Source organism: bacterium, from assembly GCA_030646995.1.
Taxonomy (GTDB): domain Bacteria; phylum Patescibacteriota; class Minisyncoccia; order UBA6257; family WO2-44-18; genus JAUSKF01.
Window position 1 is genome coordinate 148,877 of sequence record JAUSKF010000004.1, and the last position, 20,810, is coordinate 169,686.

A 20,810-nucleotide genomic window follows, 5' to 3' on the forward strand; every position below is an offset into this window, starting at 1 on the left:
AAATCTACTCAACTACTAACCAAATCTACCCATAAATATAGTAATCTACCCATTAATAGCCCTTAGCTACCATCTCCCTAGAAGCTATCTTAAATACTTAAATTTATTTTGCACGTGTTCGTCGAAGTCTTTGGAAAAAATAGTTTTGTAGGTTTTGGGATCGGAGAGGTAGTAGAGATATTCCGAGGCCTGCGGATTAGCAGCGGCGCGGATAGCGTCCAAGCCGGGGTTGGCGATCGGTTTTTTCGGCAAGCCGGGGTGGTCATAGGTTTCCGGAGCGGCGTCTACTTGAAGGGCCATTCCGATTTTCAGCCGCTTGTAGAGCAGGCCGGCCACCAACTTCCGGTCGTCATGGAACGGAACTTCTTTTTCCAAAATTGAGGCGATAATCAAAGTTTCATAAAAATCCCGCTTGGAATCTTTCAAGGCAGGAACAGCCTGATTATAAAAATTGGTGAAAAATCTCTTCACTACCGAATCCACTGGTGAATTTGGGAAGAAGCGATAAGTATCGGGAAACAAAAATCCTTCAAGAGATTTTCCGGGATATCGGGAAAGCGTCTTTGCTTTTACAATGCCCGCCTTCACCAGCTTTGCCTCAATTTCCGCCAACGTCTCCCCTTCTCGCACTAAAATTGAAATATCCTCCTTCGGGCCGGCATGCAAAGAATCCACAATCCGGAACACATTCATTGCCTTACTCAATTCATAAGTGCCGGCCTTCAACTTACCCGCCGAACCAGAGGCTACGCTATACACAACGAAAGCCGCCGGAGATTTTATCAGGTCGTCTTTTTCCAGAGCCGCGGCAATCTCCCGCATACCATCTCCCTTCTCTACTACGAACTTTTGCGGGGCGGCGGCGGAATTTACCGGAGCCACAAAATAAGCCGCGGGGGGCGCAGTGAAAATAACTATGGCAACTAAAATTATTGGCAACCACCTAGTCATAAGAATTTCTTAAAAAAGACGCCCGCAAGACTATGCTCTGAATAATACCAAGAAGCATGGCATTGATTAAAATACTTGAGCCTCCATAGCTGAAAAATGGGAAGGTAACACCGATGACCGGAGCCAAGCCAAGAGTGGAGCCGATATTGATAGCGAACTGCGCCAAGAACATTATCACCGCGCCCAAACAAATCAGCTTGGAAAAATTATTATTGGCGTCTAGGCCGATTTTCACAATCCGCAGAAGCATTAAAACGAAAGCCCCCAGCACCAGCACGCCCCCCAATCCACCCCACTCTTCCACGAAAGCGGCAAAGATAAAATCCGTCTCCGCCGCAGGCAAAAACCCAAGCTGAACCTGCGTCCCCTGCCCGTAGCCTTTGCCGAAAAATCCGGCCGAGCCGATGGCAATCTTAGATTGAATCACGCCGTAGTTTATCCTCAACGGAGAATAACTGGGATTCAAGAAAGCGATAATGCGCTCTTTCTGATAGGTTCTTAAAAATGAAGTCCAACCGAATACTCCCAACACCGACAGCAACACTAGTCCAATAATAAGATGCTTCCACTGAATGCCGCTGACCAACAAAAACCCGGCCCAGATGGAGAAAATAATAATTGTGGAACCCAAATCAGGTTGCTTCAATACGAAAGCGGCCGGAATCGCAAAATATATAAAGGATTTAGCCAACACTCCGACCCGCGCGATACCAACGTGGCTTCTGGCGAAAAAGTACGAGAAAAGAATAATCAACGCTAGCTTGGCGAATTCCGAGGTTTGGAATTGCACCGGCCCGAAAACTAGCCAGCTTCTCGCCTCGCGGATAGTCGGGGCGAAAAAGAAGGTAGCGGCCAGAAGCAGAACGGCAGAAAGATACACGCCAAAAACTATCCAGCGATAATTGAAAAAAGGCTGCCAATCTACAAAGGCAATCGCCTGCATTAGGCCGAAGGCAATCAGAAACCAAATCAACTGCGGCAAAAATAAAGCCCGATCAATACTCGATAAAATAGTGAGGCTGCAGCCGGCTAAAAATAACAGCGCGCAATTCAAAAACCAGTCTTGCTTAGAAAAAAATGTAAACATCATATTGAGTATTCGCTAATAATGCGAATTTTAGCAAATAATGCAAATGGATCGAGGATCTATTCGCAATATTACCTCTTTAATTAGCATTATTCGCGATTACTACTACCTTTGAACCTCCGTGGTAATCAAGGTTTCAATCTCGGGCAATTTAAAGGCGGCGTCCATTGGGACTATAATCTTGAAAGCGCGCTCTTCGAATGGCTGAAGGGTCTGGAGCACGGTTTTTGAAGCTCCCACCAAGCGATTCTCTCCGTCGAAAATTTGCTGGAACACCAATACTCCCACTGATGCCTTCGGGAAGCTGGAGGCCTCACGATTCACCAGAATTCCGGAAACGGTGGCAGTGGAGCCGCTCACGACAGTCTTAATCTGGCGGGTTTGGAATTGCGGCTCGGAGAAATCCGTGAGCGACTTCCAATTTACCGCCGAGATGACAATCTCCGGCTGGCCGACTATCGAGCGATAATTAAATTTCAAATTAGGTTCAATGATTATCTTTTGAGCTTCGGCCGGATAGATAAAAGAATCTTTTGTGATGGAGAAAAGCCTTGTTCCGCCGGCGCCATTAAAATTGATTGTGTAGATAAAAGACTGCGCTCCGTACTCCAAATTAGGATTAGAAAGAGTAAGAATCGCGGTGGTATTGTCCCCCACTCCAAAATATTCCAATTTCGGAGAAATCGGCTGAAGCCGCTTAATGGCGCAGGAGATACAAGGTCCGCCGCAATCCGTCTGTTCTTCCTGCTGGTTCATCCGATTATCAAAACAGGAGGGCGCGGTCTCTCGGACTACTACCGAACCGCCGTAAACTACACCGGCGAGTATCGCTAAGTAAAAAAATCCGTAAATTAGCTGCTTTATCGTTCTGGACATCTTATAACTCTTATTATAAGATAACCCGGTTCATTGAGAAAGGACGCATATGCGAGTTTTGAAGTGGACGGTGATCGCGATCGTCATCGTAGGTCTGTCTTGGGTGGTAATTTTTGGAGCTTATAATTCCGGGGTGAAACGCCGAGTTGGCGAACTAAAAAAGATCGAGGCACAGCTAGTATCGGCGGATGAAAAAGTAGAACATCTGGTCAATGAATACAATCAACGCATCGACAGCTATCAGGAAGATTCGGATGCATTGAGCGCAATTAAGGTAAACATCCTGCAAACAATCCAGAACATTGATACGGCACACGCCATCAGAAAAAGAATAAATCCCTATAATCCCGACTCCTCTACCTACCTAGACAATCTCAGTATTTACCGCTATTTGGCGACCCAAGCGGAAAAACTCAATGAGTCAACTGAACAAAAACTTAAAGAATACGACGAAAATCTGAAAAACGCAGAATCCCCGAAATGAATCGGGGATTTTTTATTTTCATCAAGGCTTTTGTATGCCGGCGTACCCTACTTTCCCGACCACCGAAGCAGCAAGTATCATCAGGCTCAAGCGCTTTCACTTCTCTGTTCGGAATGGGAAGAGGTGGGACACGCTCGAGTGAAACACCAGCAAGCAAAAAACTTGATGTGAACACTTATTTTTTTGAAATTGTTTTTTGGTGATGCGCCTGTAATGTGACCAATTATTATCAACAGTTCTAGTGCACAAATTTGAGGGTGCAACGGTTTATTAGTACTCCTCAGCTGAAACCCTTGCGGGCCTTACACTTAGAGCCTATCAACGTAGTAGTCTTCTACGGACCGCGTTCTTACGAACAACACTTAATCTTGGGTGAGGCTTCGTGCTTAGATGCTTTCAGCGCTTATCCTTTCCATACATAGCTACCCAGCGCTTCAGTTGGTACCAAAGCTGGTAGACCAGAGGTATGTTCATCCCGGTCCTCTCGTACTAGGGACGACTACCCTCAAGTGTTTACGCCTGCAACAGATAGAGACCAACCTGTCTCACGACGGTTTGAACCCAGCTCACGTGCCCTTTTAAATGGCGAACAGCCATACGCTTGGAAACTTCTCCGCCTCCGCGCTAGGGCGAGCCGACATCGAGGTGCCGAGCGAGATCGTCGATAGGAACTCTCGGATCTCACTAGCCTGTTATCCCCGGAGTAACTTTTAGCCGTTGTCTCCCACCTTTCTCTAAAGAGTGGTCGGGTCACTAACTTCTGCTTTCGCACCGGCGCGACTTGTAAGTCTTGCCGTTAAGCTGGCTTGTGCGTTTACACGTCCGGCCCGATTTCCATCCGGGCTAAGCCAACCTTAATAAACTCCTCCGTTACTTTTTAGGAGGATAACGCCCCATTAAAACTGCCCATCAGACACTGTCCCGCGACGTTTTTGCCGTCGAGGTTAGATTTTAAGATTTTAAAGATGGCTGTTTCATTGGCGGGTCCATGGCACCCAAAAGCGCCACTTCAACCCCTCACCACTACGCTACGCATCAAAATCTTAAAGCCAATATCAAACTACAGTAAAGCTTCCGGGGTCTTTTCGTCTTGCTGCAGGTATCCCGCGTCTTCACGGGAATCGCATTTTCACCGAGCTCTTCGTTGAGACAGTTGTCCAGTCGTTACGCCATTCGTGCGCTTCGGAACTTACCCGAAAAGGAATTGCGCTACCTTAGAACGATTATAGTTATCGCTGACATTGACGAGGGCTTCGGGCAGTGAGTATACAGAGTAAACTACATACCCCCACCGTTAACCTTCTCGCATCGGTCAGGCGTCACCCCCTATACATCCTCTTGCGAGTTAGCAGGGAGCTGTGTTTTTGGTAAACAGTCGCCAGACATACTTTAGCTGCGGCCCCTCTTGCGAAGGGCAGGCCTTATTGCGAACTTACGGCCGCTTTTTTGCCGAGTTCCTTAACGAAGAATCACTCGTTCCCCTGAGTCTTCTCGACTCACCCACCTGTGTCGGTTTACGGTACGAGGCCTAATGCACGAACCTTAGAAGTTTTTCTTGGAAGTCTCTTCAGTTGAATTAGTCAGGTAAAAACCTAACCTTAAGCCAATGCGCGAAACTCGCCATTAAAGGCAGATACCCGGATTTCCCTGGATATCGAGTCTTAACACCGTCGACGCCAAACCACTTAGGCGCTCAACCTTATATTCTCCGTCACTCCATCGAATGCACCAGGCGGGCCGGAATATTAACCGGCTTCCCATCAGCTGCGGCTCTCGCCATTGCCTTAGGATCGCCTAACCCGTGGATGATTGCCATTGCCACGGAAACCTTGGATTTTCGGGGATCAAATTTCTCATTTGATTTGTGGTTACTCATACCAACATTCTCTCTTCGCAACACTCCAGAGGTCCTCACGGATCCTCCTTCACAGCAGTTGCGAATGCTCTCCTACCACTTGTCCGGACTAATCCGAACAAATTCGCGGCTTCGGTACCTCGCTTAGCCCCGGTACATTTTCGGCGCCACCAACCGTCGAATAGTGAGTTGTTACACACTCTTTAAAGGATGGCTACCTCTAAGCCAACCTCCTATCTGTCTGTGGTTGATGACTACCTTTAACACTTAGCGAAGATTTAGGGACCTTAGACGGCGATCTGGGCTTTTTCCCTCGCGACCATGGAGCTTTGCCCCCACAGTCTGACTAGGCAACTTTTCAGTATAGTATTCGGAGTTTGACTCGAGACTCGATCTTTCGACCTGTAGGCCCGAACCAGTAGCTCTACCCCTATACCGTTTTAGCTGCCCGCTATACCAAAATATATTTCGGAGAGAACCAGCAATTACCAAGCTCGATTAGCTTTTCACTTCTTACCCCAAGTCATCCGAGGGTTTTGCACAACCCACCAGTTCGGTCCTCCCCCCGATTTTACTCGGGGTTCAACCTGCTCAGGGCAAGCTCGCCTTGGCTTCGGGTCTTACGAATAACGCTGGTTTTATAAAATAAAACGGTTTGCGCGCTATTAACACTCGCTTTCGCTACGCCTGCGTCCCTTAGGACTTAGACTTGCGATATCCGTAAACTCGTTGGTTCATTCTTCAATAGGCACCCTGTTAGCCACTTCACCTTGCGGTGAACTTCGGCCTTCAAGTCCTTGTAAGCATATGGTTTCAGGTACTATTTCAACGGCCTTCCGGCCTACTTTTCACCTTTCCCTCACGGTACTAGTTCACTATCGATCACAAAATATATTTAGCCTTGCCGGATAGTACCGGCGGATTCACTCAAGGTTTGTTGGCCTCGAGTTACTCAAGATTTTCCGACAATACCATCAATCTTGCGATCGATAGCATTGTCGGAATTCCCGACTTTTACATCGGGTAAAAACAAGAGTTTATTTGCTTTCGCCTACCGGCCTATCACCGTCTTTGGGACTTCTTTCCAGAAGTTTCGACTAGCAAATAAATTTTTAACTCCTCCTCGGATTACTCCGAGACCCCTTAGAAACACGAAACAAGGCACTATATCTGTCCCGCAATGCGGGACAGAAACCCTGTTTCATATCTCTAAAATGTCTTTATCTTACTACCCTCAAATAAATTTGAGTTTGGGCTGTTACCGTTTCGCTCGCCGCTACTAAGGTAATAAATATTTTTCTATTTTCCACCACTTACTGGGAAGTTTCGCTTCAGTGGGTCTGCTCCGCGTCAATAAATGACGAGGTCAATGCGGTCTACGCAAAGGGGTTTCCCCATTCGGAAATCTCCGGATCAAAGGTTGCTACACACCTCCCCGAAGCTTATCGCAGCTACGCTACGTCCTTCATCGCTATTTTGTGTCAAGGCATCCACCATACGCTCTTAAAGCACCCTCAAAGTTGGGCGCTAGAGACACGACATGCTTAATGTCGCTTGCGATGTTTTCACATCGCGATGTTGATAACAATTGATGACACGCCACAAGCGCATCACCAAAAAACAATTTCAATTCCATTCATAAATAAACATTTTATGTTTGGAGTGGATTTTCAAATAACCATCGCGCAAGCGAGGTCTGCCTTTCATTCGTAGGAGTAAGTGTATACCTAGTCAAAAAGCAGGTCAATAGCTAAAAAACCAGCCCTTTTGGGGCTGGTATTAATTAGGGAGACTTAGGCTTTTCCTTCATCAGCTTCAGCTTCAAAGTGAGTTCAGAAGCGACGCCCTTTTCGACGCGCGTCACCTTCACCTCAAACTCTTTGTCAGGTCCGATATCCAGCATCATAATGCGGACGTCGCGGCCGTTCTTCACGGCGGCACCGTTGAAGTGGGTAACCAAGTCGCCACGCTTCAGGCCGGCAATTTCCGCGGGAGATTTGACGTCAACTCCGATTACAATCGACCGGAGTTCACTGTTGTCGGGAACGGGATAGGTCATGTCAGCCAGCATCTCCAGAGATTTCCGGTGATCAATGCCGGTCAACGTGTTCATCGTAACCATATCGCTGAAACCAGAATCACCAGGAACGCCGGTGCGAGCAAAGTTATCCAGCATCACATCCGCTCCCAAGTAAGCCATCTTCACGATTCCGTCAGACATCAACTTCTTCGGATTCGCCAGCTTGATCGAAACCGCAAGGTGCAAGCCATCAAAACCGCGATAAGTGCCGGCATTGATGCCGATCGTTTCTCCGCGCGAGTTAATCAGCGGACCGCCGGAATTGCCGGGGTTGATCGGAGTGTCGGTCTGAATAAAGTCCTGGATGTACCAAAGATCGTCTGCGCCGGTAATCTGTCGATGAGTAGCGCTAACAATTCCGTTGGTGAAAGTTCTGGGAAGATCCATCGGATTTCCATAAGCGTAAACCCTCTCGCCCATCTTCGCCTTGTCGGAATCACCCAATTTAGCAGCCTGATAAGCAGTCGGCTCAATGTCGGCCACAGTAAGAACTGCGGCATCAACATATTTGTTGGCGCCCAGCAGAGTCGCCTTGTACTTCCGATTGTTCAGCGTAATCCAATATTCGTACTGACGCACCGGAGAAACCTGATAAGTTCCGAACATCCCCTGCACTTCCGTAGAGTCATCATAGACGACGTGACAGCAGGTAAGAACGTGCGCATCTTTATCGATAAAGAATCCGCTTCCACCCCAGACTTCAGTTCGTCCATCTTCGCGCGTCACCACCGTCTGAATGTCCACAAGGGTATTTCTGTAAAGCTCGGCGATAGCCATCGCGTCGAGTTCCGGAAGAACCGAAGGTTCAACTTTCGTAGCGGCTTCAGAATTCGGAGTAGCCTCTTCGCCACAACCGATGCTGGTGAAACACAAAGAGAAAATGAGCAGAAAAACAGGAGCACGGGCGATTTTCATGACTCTGACCCTTTCAAAGTAACTACCTATTATATTACGCCGGCTTTTTGGATTGTAAACCCCCTCTAAATTGTCTTGATGCGATAATTGAAAGCTTCGGCGAGATGCTCGGCGGAAACCTTTTGCGAGCCTTCCAAGTCAGCAATCGTGCGGGCTACTTTCAAGACGCGATAATAACCGCGGGTAGAAAGCATGGACTTATCAAAGACTTCTTTAATAAAATTATCGGCACCCTGATTGAGGTCCACTAATTTATCTACGAGCTTCGAACTCATCTCGGAATTAGTAAAAAGTTTATGCTCTCCAAGTCTTTCTTTTTGGACATCACGCGCTTCGGAAATCATCTTCTTTACCGCCTTAGACTCTCCAGTCTTCGCCACACGCAATTCTGCTATCTTCATCCGCGGCACGTTAATCTGAATATCAATACGATCCAGCAACGGGCCGGAAACCTTTTTCTGATAACGGAACACCTCAAAGGCCGAGCACTGGCAGGCTTTTTCCGGATCACCGTGATATCCGCAAGGGCAGGGATTCATCGCCGCTACTAAAATAAATTTGCTCGGAAAAATCAAGCTCTGCTTGGCGCGCGCCACCGAAACTTTTCCGCTTTCCAGCGGCTGGCGCAAAGATTCCAAAAGATCACGTCGGAATTCCGGCAATTCATCCAAAAATAAAATTCCCCGATGCGCCAAGCTGATTTCTCCGGGTTTTGGATTAGAGCCGCCGCCAACCACCGAGACGGGCGAGGCGGTGTGATGCGGGGCGCGGAAGGGACGGAAGTTTATATATGGAAGGCCGGCCAGCGCTCCGGCAGAGCTGTAAATCTGAGTCATCTCAATTACTTCGGCCGCGTCCGGCTCGGGCAAAATAGAATTCAGGGCTTGGGCGAGCAGAGTTTTTCCGGTTCCGGGCGGGCCAACCATAATGATGTTGTGGCCACCGGCCGCGGCAACCGTCAGGGCACGCTTGGCGTGCTCCTGGCCTTTCACCTCGGAAAAATCAGGGAAATTTCCGGGAGAATTAGAATCCAGCTTCGTCGGCGGATGAGCTTTGATGGTCGCGCGTTCTTCCAAGTGATCAATTAAATCAGCGAGGTTTTTCACGGGAATAGTTTTTATGCCCGATACCATCGCCGCCTCCACGGCATTCACTTGCGGCAAGAAAACAGAATTGAATCCCAGCTTCTTCGCGAGACGCGCGATACTCAAAGCGCCATTCACCGGACGCAATTCCCCCGACAAAGCCAACTCGCCCACGAAAATTTTATCGCTGGCATCAAATTCTTTTATCTGTTTACTCGCAAGTAAATATCCGAGCGCGATTGCCACGTCATATTGCGAGCCGTTCTTTTTTATATCCGCCGGGGCTAAATTCACCACAATCTTCCGATTCTCGCGATTCGGCGCTTTTACTCCGGTATTTTTCAAAGCAGAATTCACCCGTTCTTTCGCTTCCGACAAAGCCTTGTCGGCTAAGCCCACAATATTAAAAGCATGAAGACCGACGTTGATGTCGGTCTCAACTTCAATAAGCTTCGCGTCGATGCCATCCAGTTCCGCCGCAAAAACTTTTGAAATGTTTGCCATAGTCCATCAAGTCTATAAAGTCCGTGGGGTTTGTAAAGATTGACAGAAAAAAAGTTCGTGACAAAAAATTCCCCGCGCAACCGCCTACCACTATCTCATGAGATAGTGGTATTATTTTCAGTACATGAAAAAACTAGAACAGTTTAAGTCTCGTGCGGAATGGGATCGGTTTATGTGGGATAAGGTGGTTGAAAAACTGGCCCGGGCAAAATCTAACCGCGAAGTGGAAGGGATTCTTAATAAACTCCTTGGAGAGCATGAGCGAAATTTGATGCTGCGTAGATTGACGACAATATTACTAATTCAAGATGGCTTAAGTTATTCGCAAATCGGAGAAGTGCTTTGGCTTTCCCCGAATACGATAAGTGCCGTCAAGAAAAGTCTGTTATCAAATAAATATTATTCTTGGAGAAGGTTGGCGCCCAAAAAAGGCTCACCTGCTAAACTAGCATTGCCGGATGAATCCATTGGAGAAAAATTCTTAATAAATTTAGGGGAATACATCGCAAATCTACAAATGGGGTACAGTGATCCAAAGTACCGTTGGAAATTCTTACGCCGATAACAACCCACCACTATCTCATGAGATAGTGGTTAATGTTTTGATAAAAAGGTTGGGGCATGTAATAATAGAGCCGGAACATTTCACTTAAGGAAACTGGTATGGGCACTAACTACCTGCGGATGGAGTACCTGATCGGGAAGATCGAAGAACCGAATCGCAGCGCTTGTATGAAATTGTATGAGGAAAATAGAAAGCTCTGGGAAAAATCTCCCGGCTCTTCGCACAATCATCAGGCCTGGGAAGGCGGCTATCTCGACCATATCACCGAAGTAATGAATATTGCGGTGAATATCTACGAATCTCTTAATGCGGTCCGCCCACTTCCCTTTTCTCTTTCCGACGCCCTCTTAGTGCTCTACCTGCACGATCTGGAAAAGCCGTGGAAGCACGTCGGGAAAGTGAAGATGGAGAACAAGGCGGCGCGACACGAATTCCGACTGAAGAAATCCGCGCAATACGGAATTCAGCTAACTGCCGAGCACCTCAATGGAATTAAATATGCCGAAGGAGAGATCGACGATTATTCGCCGAAGAAAAGATTTATGGGCCCACTCGCCGCCTTCGCCCACATGTGCGATGTCTGCAGTGCCCGAGTCTGGCACGACCATCCGAAAGAAAATCCCAATCTCTGGATGTACTCACAAAGATTCCGCTCCTAAACAAAACCGCCCCCTTCGGGGCGGTTTTCCTACTTTTTATCCATTTTGCAGAGACGGGATTCCGGATCAACTGCCAAAACTTCCGCTTCGATTTCCATTCCGCACTTCTCACATTTTCCGTAAGTACCGGTGGCAATCTTATCTAAAGCGTTTTTCACATCAATCAAGCGACCCTTCAACTCCTGCTCAATCCCTTTATTCTTGGAAAATTCTTCGGCCTCATCAGCTTCTTCTTCCGCGACTTCGCTTTCAGTGTCAGAACCAAAATCCACGACGCCCAAAGTCTTCATTTCTTTTACGATTTCATCCTGCTCCTCAAGAAGTTTCTTTTTTTGTTCGTCCCAGCTTTTATTCATAATAGTGTTCGCTAATAATTCTAATTTAAGCAAATAATGCTAATTTTGTAAATCGCCTCGTTAGAATTCGCATTATTTTGGGGCAATTCGCGTTATTCGCGATTACTAAAATCAGAGACCCAACAACGGCACCGCCGCTTTCAAGCCGTTATAGCTTGTGGCTAGAACGAAATAATCGCCGAGTAATCCATAGTTGAAGGCTGCTCCCGCTTGAGTGCCCACAGAATAACGAGTGGCTCGTCCATTAATTTGCCCATCTTTAAACGTCGCAAAGGATCCCGGAGGAGCAAGATAGAAACTTCCTAAATCCAAAACTCCTTCAATGCTCTTCATTATAGACACCAAATCTGCGGCATTCGCGCTCGCTTTTAATTTCGCCACATAAACAGGCCAGACGCCACTCGCATCATAATAAAGCATGGCGGTGAAATCTTTTTCAAAATATCCTCCATCCGCCAAAGCCGAGGCTACAGGAGAAACCGAGGAGAGAAAGGTCGGGAAAGGAACCTGCGCGCCGTTCTCAGAAATTTTCACCTCCTTCATCTGGCCTTCCGCTAATTGATTAAAGGACTCGCTCTGTAAAGCGGTCGCAATAGTCAGATATTTGTGATCGTTTAATTTCAATTCAACTTCGGCGGCCGGAGGTTTAACCAAATAACTCTTATGCGTAATCGGGCTAGCGACTACAGGAGGGGTATTAGTAACGGAACCCTTCGGCGGGAAAAGCAACGGAAAAACCACGAAATAAGAGAGCGCGCCCACGCCCCCCACGAAAACTACTGCCACAATAGCTAAAATAATATTTTTCACCAAACTGCTGTTGGATTTTACACCTGCGGGAATCGGCGAAGCTTCAAAGGTTTCCGGAGAAATAAAATCCGGACCACCAGCCGGTGAGCCTACTTTGCCTGTGGCGATTTTTACTTCTGGCCGCGAGGATCCGCCAGCTGGCGGAGGGGCTGGAGGATTCTTAGCCGGAGCTTCACTGCCTTTTGGTAATTCAAACGGGAACTTATTTTGATCATCCATATACTTACCAGTCTATCAGCGTTGGATTATCCTACAACCGAGAGACTATCCACAGAAAGTAATCGCTAATAATGCAAATTGAAGAGGTAATATTGCGAATTAAAAAAGCGCGGGTTGAGGGAAGAGAAAATCTTTGAGCAATTATTGCTGTACGCCCTTCAGCGAAAGCCCTATCTTTCCCATATCGGTCTTGATGATTTTCGCCTTCACCACCTGACCCATTTTCACTACATCTTCAACTTTCTTTACGAATCCGTCTTTCAGCTCGGAAACGTGAATCATTCCATCGCGGCCGGGAGAAAACTCCACAATCGCTCCGAATTCCAAAATCTTCACAATCGGGCCTTCCACGATATCCCCTACTAAATAATCTTTAGTGATAGCTTCAACTTCTTTATAAGCGGCCAAGGCGGTTTCTTTGTTGGGGCCGGCAATCAACACGCGACCATCCTGCTCAATATCAATAGTAAGAGCGCCGGTGCGTTCAATGATTCCATTGATGACTTTTCCTCCGGGGCCGATGACTTCACCAATCTGATCAGGAGCGATATCCAAACGCATAATCACCGGAGCGTATTGCGAAACTTCTTTGCGCGGCTTATCAATTGCCTTATTCATCACTTCCAAAATTTCTAAGCGAGCTTTTTTCGCCTGCGCCAAACCGTCAATCAACATTTTGTTGGTCAATCCATCAATTTTCACATCCATCTGCACAGCGCGCACGCCATCGGCGGAGCCGGCAACTTTAAAATCCATATCACCGTAGTGATCTTCCGGACCCTGAATATCAGTCAGCACTTTATAGCTGCCATCAGGAGCGGTCATCATACCCATCGCGATACCGGCGACGGCTTTTTTAATCGGCACACCGGCGTCCATTAGAGAAAGAACCGCGCCGCAGGTAGTCGCCTGCGAAGAGGAACCGTTAGACGACAAAACTTCCGAGACCACACGAATTACATATGGAAATTCGTCTTCTGTAGGAATCAAATTTTTCACCGCTTTTTCCGCTAAAGAACCATGGCCGATTTCACGGCGGCCTGGAGCGCCCACGCGGCCGGTCTCACCGGTAGAATATGGCGGGAAGTTGTAGTGCAACATAAAACGGCGCTCCACCATTCCACGCATGCTTTCCATTAGCTGTTCGGCTCCCGGGGGGGCGATGGTAGTTACCACCAAGGCTTGGGTTTCGCCGCGGATAAACAAAGCGGAACCATGAGCGCGCTGGAGCAAACCCACTTCGGCGTGCAAGTCGCGAATTTCATCAAGCTTGCGGCCGTCTGGGCGGATTTCTGATTCAATGATTTTTTTGTGCACCAAGTCGTCGGTGAATCTTTCAGATATCTGATTCGCCAACATCAAATCCTTTTCATCTCGGCCATCCGCTTCCAACAAAGCCTTCAAACCGGCCTGCACTTCAGCGAGCTTGCGATGTTGCTCGGCTTTATTTTTGATATACATCGCCTTTTCCAATTTTCCGTCGTTCAAATATTCCTGCACCATTTTAACCAGCTTTGCATCCGGCTCAGCGAGTTGAACACTGGATTTTGGTTTACCGATTTCTTTCACGATTCCATTCTGCCACTTAATCATCGCGGCGATTTCTTTCTGCGCTAATTCATAAGACTTGGCGATTTCGGATTCGTCAGCATCCACACCTTCCAACTCAATCATATTAATTTTTTCGGAAGTGCCGGAGACGAAACTCAAAAATCCTTTTTCTGCCGGCCAGACGGCTTTGATTTCGGAATCCTTCGGGTTGAGAGTAAGTTTACTGCCATCGAAAAGCATCTTGATTCCCGCTACTGGGCCGTTCCACGGAATATCGGAAATAGCGATTGCTGTAGAAGCGGTAAGTAAAGTAATAAATTCCAAATCAGTTTCGCCGTCAATTTCTAAAATAGTGACCACGACTTGGGTTTCGCGGCGCAAGCGGTGATCAAAAAGCGGGCGGATGGTGCGGTCGATAATTCTGCCCGACAAAATCGCCTCTTCGCCCGGGCGGCCTTCACGGCGCACAAAACGGCTTCCCAAAATTTTTCCAGCGGCATAAAAACGCTCTTCATAATCAACCGAGAGCGGGAAATAATCGGAATCTTTATCTTCCGAACCCATTACAGCGGTGACCAAGACGGTGTTGCCTCCATATTTTCCAATCACTGCGCCATTGGCCTGATGCGCCAAAGTAGAAACCTCAAGGCTTAAAGGCTGACCGGCAAATTCTGTTTTGAAAATCTTTTTTTGTAAATCCATTTTTTTATTTTCGTATTAAAGCTCTTGGTAATTCTTCGATTGCGATAAATCTATCGGCCTGCTCTTTCATTTCCGTTTTCGCTGTGCGGCTGAAGGCGGCTACTTCGACTACCCTGCCCTGGCCCCATTTCAGATAATCCACCAAGGGGAGGAAATCTCCATCTCCGGTAACCAGCACCACGACATCGAGAAATCCCGACATCCGGATGGCATCCACCGCCATACCCACATCCCAATCGGCTTTCTTCATTCCGCCGGGATAAACTTGGATATCTTTCATCCGAAGTTCTATGCCCGCTTCTTTCAATGCGTCAAAAAAAGCCGCTTCACCATCGCGCGCCTGCTTGGTTTCAGCTTCGGCGGCAGTACCTTCGGTTTTTACCACATAAGCGATGGCGCGGATTAATTTCCGGCCGGCCACTAAAGCGCGAACTAATTCTTTAAAATTAACCCTCGATTTATATAAATTTTTTGCTGAATGGTAAAGATTTTGGACATCTATGAAGATGCCAACTCTTTGTTCTTTATTAATCATATTTCTTTATACCTAATACTAAATACCGTATACCAAATACTATTTCTTCAGGCCGAGTTTTTTGACAACGCTGTTGTAGGTTTTGTTGTCGGTCTTTTCGAGATACGCCAAAAGACGGCGGCGCTTGCCGACCATCTTTAACAAACCACGGCGGGAGTGGTTGTCTTTTTTGTGCGTTTTTAAGTGATCAGTCAGCTCTTCAATCTGCTTGGACAACAAACCAATCTGAACCGCGGCCGAACCGGTATCGGTGTCGTGTACGCCGTGCTCTTTAATTACTGTTTTCTTTTTTCTGGAAGTTAACATGTTTATATTTTTTATTATATCTTACTTTTTCAACTTTAGGATGATGCGCTTTTCCATCGGCTTAACGGAATCGACTTTGAAGGTGTAGGACTTCCCTACCTCAATCTGCTTTTTCATTTCATCAATGCCGCCGAATTCGGATACGTGAATCAAGCCTTGGATATCGGCATCCAATCCAACGAAAGCTCCGAATGGGTTGAAGCGCAAGACTGTGCCGGAATATTCTCCGCCGGATTTGAACTTCTCTTCCGCCTTATCCCATGGATTCGGTTTCAAAGCTTTCAAAGAAAGGGAGACGCGACCGTCTTTAATTTCCACGATTTTCGCTTTTACAGCATCGCCGATTTTTACCACTTCTTTCGGATTCTCAATCAAGCGGTGATCCAATTCAGAAATATGGATTAAGCCCTCAATGCTCGGGTTATCGGCAAACTGGAAGAAAGCGCCGAAATCAGCCACGCCGCCGATGATGCCATCGATAATATCGCCTACATTATACTTAGCCAAAAGCTCTTTTACGTTCTCGCTCACGATTTCCCGCTCCGACAAGATTAATTTGTTGGCGCGAGGATTCACGTCGATGATCTTTGCCTTCAGTTCGGCGCCGATTAATTTCTTCAACTCTTCCAAAATTTTCGCCTTGTCGCCGTCATCTACTTTCGGGAAGTGGGAAGTAGAAAGCTGGGAAACCGGCAAGAAAGCTTTCAAGCCATTGATATCGGTCATCAAGCCGCCGGAATTTGCTCCTGTGATTTTTACCGCCACCACATCTCCCTTGTCTTTCAAATCTTTAATTTCCTGCCAAGCTTTTTGCTTTCCAACTTCACGAAGAGAAAGCTCCACATAGCCATCTTCATTTTCCGCATCCAAAACTTTTCCGGTGATAGTGTCGCCGACTTTGGCATTACGCAAAATTTCCTGCGCGTTCATCAGTTCGATTCCATATACTACGCCCGTGCCGAAAGAACCCAAGTCAAAATAAACCGCTTTCGGGGCTTTCTTAATCATTTTTCCATCCACTAAATCTCCATGCTTGAAGATAGTTATTCCCGCGCCTTCGGTTTTCAGAAAATTTCCGAGCTGAGAGTTTGTCTTGGTTACAGAAATCATTGTGTAAAAGTATAGCGGATGGCTTAAAAAAACGCAAACAGACTCGTGCCGGCAAGCTTCCGCGGACACACCATGGCTGGCTTCCTGCGAGCCAGCCTGCTTCTCTCTCGCCCCGACGGCTACTATATAAGTAGACCAAGCCCGTCGGGGTTCCGAGATGTTCCTTAGAAGCTCACCGGCACTAGCCTACAATTTTAAAGCCGGGGGGGTGGGGCTGGCGAAGTATGTAGCCGCCAGAAATCCGCGGCTTAATAGGATTTTCTATCCACGCCAAAAAATTTCCCGGAGAAATTATCTCCTCAAAAAGCCGACGACCTTATTTATCACCACCAGATATTGCCTCTAGCCCATTGCGTGCACGCTCAATAAGATCATCATACGTCAGCACTTCGATACCATGAAAATACGACATTATCCGCCGCAGATATTTTGGATGAACATCCGAAGTCGTCTTAACCCCATCGACTCCAGAGGCGACGCTTCTTCTTCCAATCAAAAGGATTCCCTTCGGTTTGTAATATCGTCCATAAGTATCCGGTAATATCTCCTCGCCGCTTTTATCATCTTTCTCCTGACGATACTCGCTGGTATAAAACTCAAGATATGCCATTAACTGGCCTAGAGCTTTAGCTGTGTCGTCTGCAATGTACTGGCGACCCATTTTATCAGTCCTTAAAACCTCAGCCGTTGGAAGTTTTATCTCTAATATATCGCTGAGCCCATCGATTCTTTTTAAGCGCCGATCGGGAATGCCGGAAGAGCCAGCTCCGCGGATATCGGCGCTTATATATTCTGGACCAAAAATCCACGGCGCCGAGGTGAGAAATTCTTGTATTACCAACTCATTAGCGCCTGAAGTGTTAATCAATTTTTCAAATTCGGTAATTACTGAGAACTTCTCCTCAATTTTTGTTCGTATCAAACCTTTCTTAATCAGATCTGGAAGGTCAAGTCCTGCCGTAAGATATCCATCCTGGAACAATTTAAGCAATATCTCCTTCCCAGCCTCGTCTTGAGCAAGGGCAACTAATTTAGCCTGTAGATCAGGGTCAAGTTTCAAATTGGCATCGAAACTAAGACGCCCGGCTGCTACCGCCGATAGATTTGTCTTCTGTAAAAAATCAATAAAGTCACGAAGTACAACTAGGTTTTTGGTGTCAATTCGGATTTCGACCTTACTATTCGGGTCAAGCACTCCCTTTTTCTTTTCATACCTTTCGATTTTTAGCTCAACCACCTGCCCACGTTGAGCAATATAGGCGGCTCTTATCTGTAGCCGAGCACCCTCATATAAAACCCGACTCCCGCCTTCCGGCTGATCTGCAACAACGCTGAAATACTTCCCGCTTTGACCCCGAAAATCTGATGCATATATTTTCCCGGGCAATTTTCCAGCGACATAGTCAGGTGCTGACGCCTCAACCAGTTTCATGCCCCCTATCTCTTTCGGTTGAATGTTTTCCATAGCGACAAAATAACACAAAAGACTGCTCATTGAAAATGTGGCCGAAATTTAGGGCAGAAAATTATTTTTGGTCCGAGATATAAACCACGCCCTCTATCAAAAGCGGCTCCACGACCGGAATGGTGTCTGCCATCTGAACTTCTACTTTCTCCGGTCGCTCAACGCTTTTTGCGATTTTTTCTAGCTCTTTGATGAATCTTAATAGGTTCATAAAAGAATTTGATTAATTGCGTCTTTAATAGAATTTTCGATGTCGCTCCAAAGAACCACGTCGTTTTCGACTGCCCTTAGAATCTTATTAGCATTCGCCCTGCCTATTTTCCGCCCGGCAACTCGCTCAATTTCTTTTTCCGTGATCACAAAAGTGATTTTATTCATGATTAAATCATTGATCACTTTCCGGAAAAGATCAAAAGGTTATTTCTTGTAAAGTACAAAGTGCGGGAGCTCATCGAGTCCGCTATACCTGAACATTTTATAGTTAGCGCGCCTAGCTTCCGGTGAAAGCGTATATTTCCTGAGGCTCCCCTTCGGAACGAACGGATAAAATCTAATTTCTTGATGCTGCCCTTGTTTGTCGGTCCATTTAAAATTCGCCATCATTGGCGGGGTCATAAAGCCGGATTTTAAAACTTTTTCCATAATTTCCCAACCGGCACCAAAAATTTCTTTTTTAGGCTAGAATTATTAGTTTTAACCTGCGCGCGGAAAGAACATCCAGTGCATTGCACATCGTAAAGGGGATAATTTTGCGGCAAAGACATTAACTTTTTCCCGCAATTCGGGCAAGGAATTAACTTTATTATTTCTTGCTCCCCCTTGTCTCCCGCAATCTTATTTCCAGCCATGACCGAATTAGATCATGGCGGATCTGGCTTTGCAATAAATTAAAGTCTACGTCGAAATTTTCTAACTATCCCAGTAACTTTTTGATTTGTTCTTGTACCGCTTTGTCGGCCTTCAGAACAGGTCTAGGAGATGCCACCGCGATAGCCCTCCCTTTTGCGTCAAACACATAGTCATCCTTATAAACACCATTGCATACCTGACATTGAGGAATAGAATTTTCTAACGATAAAGGCTTAAGAGGGTTCATGTGTCCCTGCTGTAGCGTCGTTCTTTTATCGGGCTCTAAAAAATTAGGCTTCCTTTCTTGCGAGCCGCATGTTGCACAACGAAAATCGTATACCGCCTTAAGCGATTCGAAATCTTTTGCGGCTAACCTGCCAGCTCTTTTCAGCGACTTAAAAAGAAATGATGGCTTTGGACTTTCTGTAGTAATTAGTATGTGATATCCACTAGGTACAGTCTCTGATTTCTCGGGCAGTTTATCGCCACGATTTAGGATATACCATCCATCACCAGCTAAATGACGCACCTGCTGGTCTTTGCCAATTTTCGGCATCACAGTCTCCACGAAAGATGAGATAGTATCTTTATGTACGGGTTTGCCCTGATATTTTCTTAAAAAAATTAACCACAAAGCTTTTGTGGTATTCCATTTTGGAAACCTTACTCCATATTTTGCAAGATATGTTGCGTGTTCTACTTCAAGCTTCCTATACCAATCCTCAATCTCCTCTGGAGACATAAAGGTATGGCTGCCCTGTTTATCTATTTTTTTCATGAGACTTTAATCTTTCCGCTGAGGCTTCAAAATATTTTTTTTCAATCTCAAAACCGATAAATTTCCGGCCAATACCTAGAGCGGCAACACCAGTTGTTCCACTTCCCATAAATGGATCGAGAACAATTTGCCCCGGAACACTAAATATTTCGATAAGACGACTCATCAAATCTACAGGCTTTATTGTCATATGGTCAATAGTTTTCCGGGCTCCGGTTGTTTTTTTGTAGTTAAAAATCGTTGTCGGTTGATCGTCAAAGTCAGTTTTAATAAGTCCCGTCTTCCATTTCATCCAATTATCTACAAAGGTTCCGTCTTTTGGTTTTTGAGCCAAAAGAATTGCCTCAAATTTTGGACGTAATTGTGGCGTCTTTCTATTCCCCATCTCCTCAATAATGCTTCGCTTTCTATCGGGATCAATTTTCATTTTATTAACAAAGTGATTTTGAGTGAACGCCTTTCCTTGTCCGCCACTATGCTCCCATGCCAACATATCGCGTATTTCAAATCCGGCATTTTCTGCAGCAATGGCAATTCTATGGAATAATCGGCCTTGCGAGAAGGAAACCAAGAAACCACCTGGCTTTAAAACACGCGAAGCCTCAACGGAGACTTGATTAAAAAATTTCTCAAGTCGTATCCCTTGCTCAGGATCGAACTTCATACCTACCGGAAGTCCTCCAATCGTGCCCGCCTTAGATACTTTATTTTTTAAGCTCTTATCTGACCAATTGTTATCCATCCCATCAAGAAAATAGGGCGGATCTGTAGCAATAAAATCGACGCTATTGTTTTTAAGCAAACGAAAAGCCTCCATGCAATCAGAGTTATAAATAGTGGCATTGCCTATCTTCTTAATGGGGTTCTCCATCGCCTTGGCTACTTCTCCAATTATAACAGTTTCGATAGCTGAACTATCTCTCAAACCAAAGTTGGGGTCTTTAAAAAAATCTAATGAAAGTTGTTGGATCATGATAAACAAAAAATCGGAAACGACTCGTCCGACTTAGTGAAAGTATGTTTCAACTTTCTATTAAACCGGAGATTATTAGGTTTATAATTGGTTGA

The 20,810-nt window shown here is 46.2% G+C and carries 19 protein-coding genes and 2 rRNA genes; 3 read left to right on the top strand and 18 right to left on the bottom strand.

Features of this window, described 5'->3' with window-relative positions; genetic code table 11:
* Positions 1 to 84: 84 nt before the first annotated feature.
* The 3 genes from Q7S83_02305 to Q7S83_02315 form a co-directional block, all read right to left on the bottom strand.
* Positions 85 to 951 (bottom strand): endolytic transglycosylase MltG, encoded by an 867-nt coding sequence (locus Q7S83_02305; GenBank protein MDO8466952.1) that lies wholly within the window; start codon positions 949 to 951, stop codon positions 85 to 87.
* Positions 944 to 2,041, bottom strand: a complete 1,098-nt coding sequence (locus tag Q7S83_02310) for an FtsW/RodA/SpoVE family cell cycle protein (protein ID MDO8466953.1) — start codon at positions 2,039 to 2,041, stop codon at positions 944 to 946. Before Q7S83_02310 ends, Q7S83_02305 begins: the two co-directional genes overlap by 8 nt.
* 102 nt (positions 2,042 to 2,143) lie before the next feature.
* Complete coding sequence (locus Q7S83_02315) at positions 2,144 to 2,914, bottom strand: hypothetical protein (protein MDO8466954.1); 771 nt, start codon at positions 2,912 to 2,914, stop codon at positions 2,144 to 2,146.
* Between the two features lie 49 nt (positions 2,915 to 2,963).
* Between Q7S83_02315 and Q7S83_02320 the strand changes: the two genes are divergently transcribed.
* Positions 2,964 to 3,398, top strand: a complete 435-nt coding sequence (locus Q7S83_02320; protein ID MDO8466955.1) for a hypothetical protein — start codon at positions 2,964 to 2,966, stop codon at positions 3,396 to 3,398.
* Between the two features lie 34 nt (positions 3,399 to 3,432).
* On the opposite strand, the gene rrf is transcribed toward Q7S83_02320, so the two are convergent.
* From rrf to Q7S83_02340, 4 genes are all read right to left on the bottom strand, one after another.
* Positions 3,433 to 3,550: ribosomal RNA gene (gene rrf, locus Q7S83_02325) — 5S ribosomal RNA — on the bottom strand.
* Between the two features lie 98 nt (positions 3,551 to 3,648).
* A 23S ribosomal RNA gene (locus Q7S83_02330) occupies positions 3,649 to 6,770 on the bottom strand.
* Positions 6,771 to 7,036: 266 nt separating this feature from the next.
* Complete coding sequence (locus tag Q7S83_02335) at positions 7,037 to 8,248, bottom strand: trypsin-like peptidase domain-containing protein (GenBank protein MDO8466956.1); 1,212 nt, start codon at positions 8,246 to 8,248, stop codon at positions 7,037 to 7,039.
* Positions 8,249 to 8,313: 65 nt separating this feature from the next.
* Entirely contained in the window at positions 8,314 to 9,837 is a 1,524-nt protein-coding gene (locus Q7S83_02340) for a YifB family Mg chelatase-like AAA ATPase (protein MDO8466957.1), read from the bottom strand.
* Between the two features lie 124 nt (positions 9,838 to 9,961).
* On the opposite strand from Q7S83_02340, the gene Q7S83_02345 reads away from it, so the two are divergent.
* On the top strand, positions 9,962 to 10,402 hold the full coding sequence (locus Q7S83_02345; protein ID MDO8466958.1) for a Trp family transcriptional regulator: 441 nt from the start codon (positions 9,962 to 9,964) through the stop codon (positions 10,400 to 10,402).
* A 98-nt stretch (positions 10,403 to 10,500) separates the two neighbouring features.
* A complete protein-coding gene (locus Q7S83_02350; protein MDO8466959.1) occupies positions 10,501 to 11,061 on the top strand; it encodes a hypothetical protein in 561 nt (186 codons plus the stop codon).
* A gap of 29 nt (positions 11,062 to 11,090) precedes the next feature.
* On the opposite strand, the gene Q7S83_02355 is transcribed toward Q7S83_02350, so the two are convergent.
* The 11 genes from Q7S83_02355 to Q7S83_02405 form a co-directional block, all read right to left on the bottom strand.
* Positions 11,091 to 11,417 (bottom strand): hypothetical protein, encoded by a 327-nt coding sequence (locus Q7S83_02355; protein MDO8466960.1) that lies wholly within the window; start codon positions 11,415 to 11,417, stop codon positions 11,091 to 11,093.
* 111 nt (positions 11,418 to 11,528) lie between these two features.
* A complete protein-coding gene (locus Q7S83_02360) occupies positions 11,529 to 12,446 on the bottom strand; it encodes a hypothetical protein (GenBank protein MDO8466961.1) in 918 nt (305 codons plus the stop codon).
* Positions 12,447 to 12,587: 141 nt separating this feature from the next.
* On the bottom strand, positions 12,588 to 14,699 hold the full coding sequence (locus Q7S83_02365) for a polyribonucleotide nucleotidyltransferase (GenBank protein ID MDO8466962.1): 2,112 nt from the start codon (positions 14,697 to 14,699) through the stop codon (positions 12,588 to 12,590).
* A gap of 4 nt (positions 14,700 to 14,703) precedes the next feature.
* A complete protein-coding gene (locus tag Q7S83_02370; GenBank protein MDO8466963.1) occupies positions 14,704 to 15,234 on the bottom strand; it encodes an NYN domain-containing protein in 531 nt (176 codons plus the stop codon).
* 39 nt (positions 15,235 to 15,273) lie between these two features.
* Positions 15,274 to 15,540, bottom strand: coding sequence for a 30S ribosomal protein S15 (gene rpsO, locus Q7S83_02375; GenBank protein MDO8466964.1), 267 nt, complete (start codon positions 15,538 to 15,540; stop codon positions 15,274 to 15,276).
* A 21-nt stretch (positions 15,541 to 15,561) separates the two neighbouring features.
* On the bottom strand, positions 15,562 to 16,650 hold the full coding sequence (locus Q7S83_02380; protein ID MDO8466965.1) for a S1 RNA-binding domain-containing protein: 1,089 nt from the start codon (positions 16,648 to 16,650) through the stop codon (positions 15,562 to 15,564).
* 316 nt (positions 16,651 to 16,966) lie between these two features.
* A complete protein-coding gene (locus tag Q7S83_02385) occupies positions 16,967 to 18,115 on the bottom strand; it encodes a DUF4263 domain-containing protein (protein ID MDO8466966.1) in 1,149 nt (382 codons plus the stop codon).
* Between the two features lie 61 nt (positions 18,116 to 18,176).
* The gene (locus Q7S83_02390; GenBank protein ID MDO8466967.1) at positions 18,177 to 18,326 is read right to left on the bottom strand and encodes a hypothetical protein; all 150 of its coding nucleotides are present in this window, start codon (positions 18,324 to 18,326) and stop codon (positions 18,177 to 18,179) included.
* Positions 18,323 to 18,493, bottom strand: coding sequence for a hypothetical protein (locus Q7S83_02395; protein MDO8466968.1), 171 nt, complete (start codon positions 18,491 to 18,493; stop codon positions 18,323 to 18,325). The genes Q7S83_02390 and Q7S83_02395 overlap by 4 nt, the downstream gene beginning before the upstream one ends.
* Before the next feature lie 535 nt (positions 18,494 to 19,028).
* Positions 19,029 to 19,742 carry a hypothetical protein gene (locus Q7S83_02400; protein MDO8466969.1) on the bottom strand — a complete coding sequence of 238 codons (714 nt, stop codon included), beginning with the start codon at positions 19,740 to 19,742 and terminating at the stop codon, positions 19,029 to 19,031.
* On the bottom strand, positions 19,726 to 20,715 hold the full coding sequence (locus Q7S83_02405) for a site-specific DNA-methyltransferase (GenBank protein MDO8466970.1): 990 nt from the start codon (positions 20,713 to 20,715) through the stop codon (positions 19,726 to 19,728). Before Q7S83_02405 ends, Q7S83_02400 begins: the two co-directional genes overlap by 17 nt.
* Positions 20,716 to 20,810: the final 95 nt, after the last annotated feature.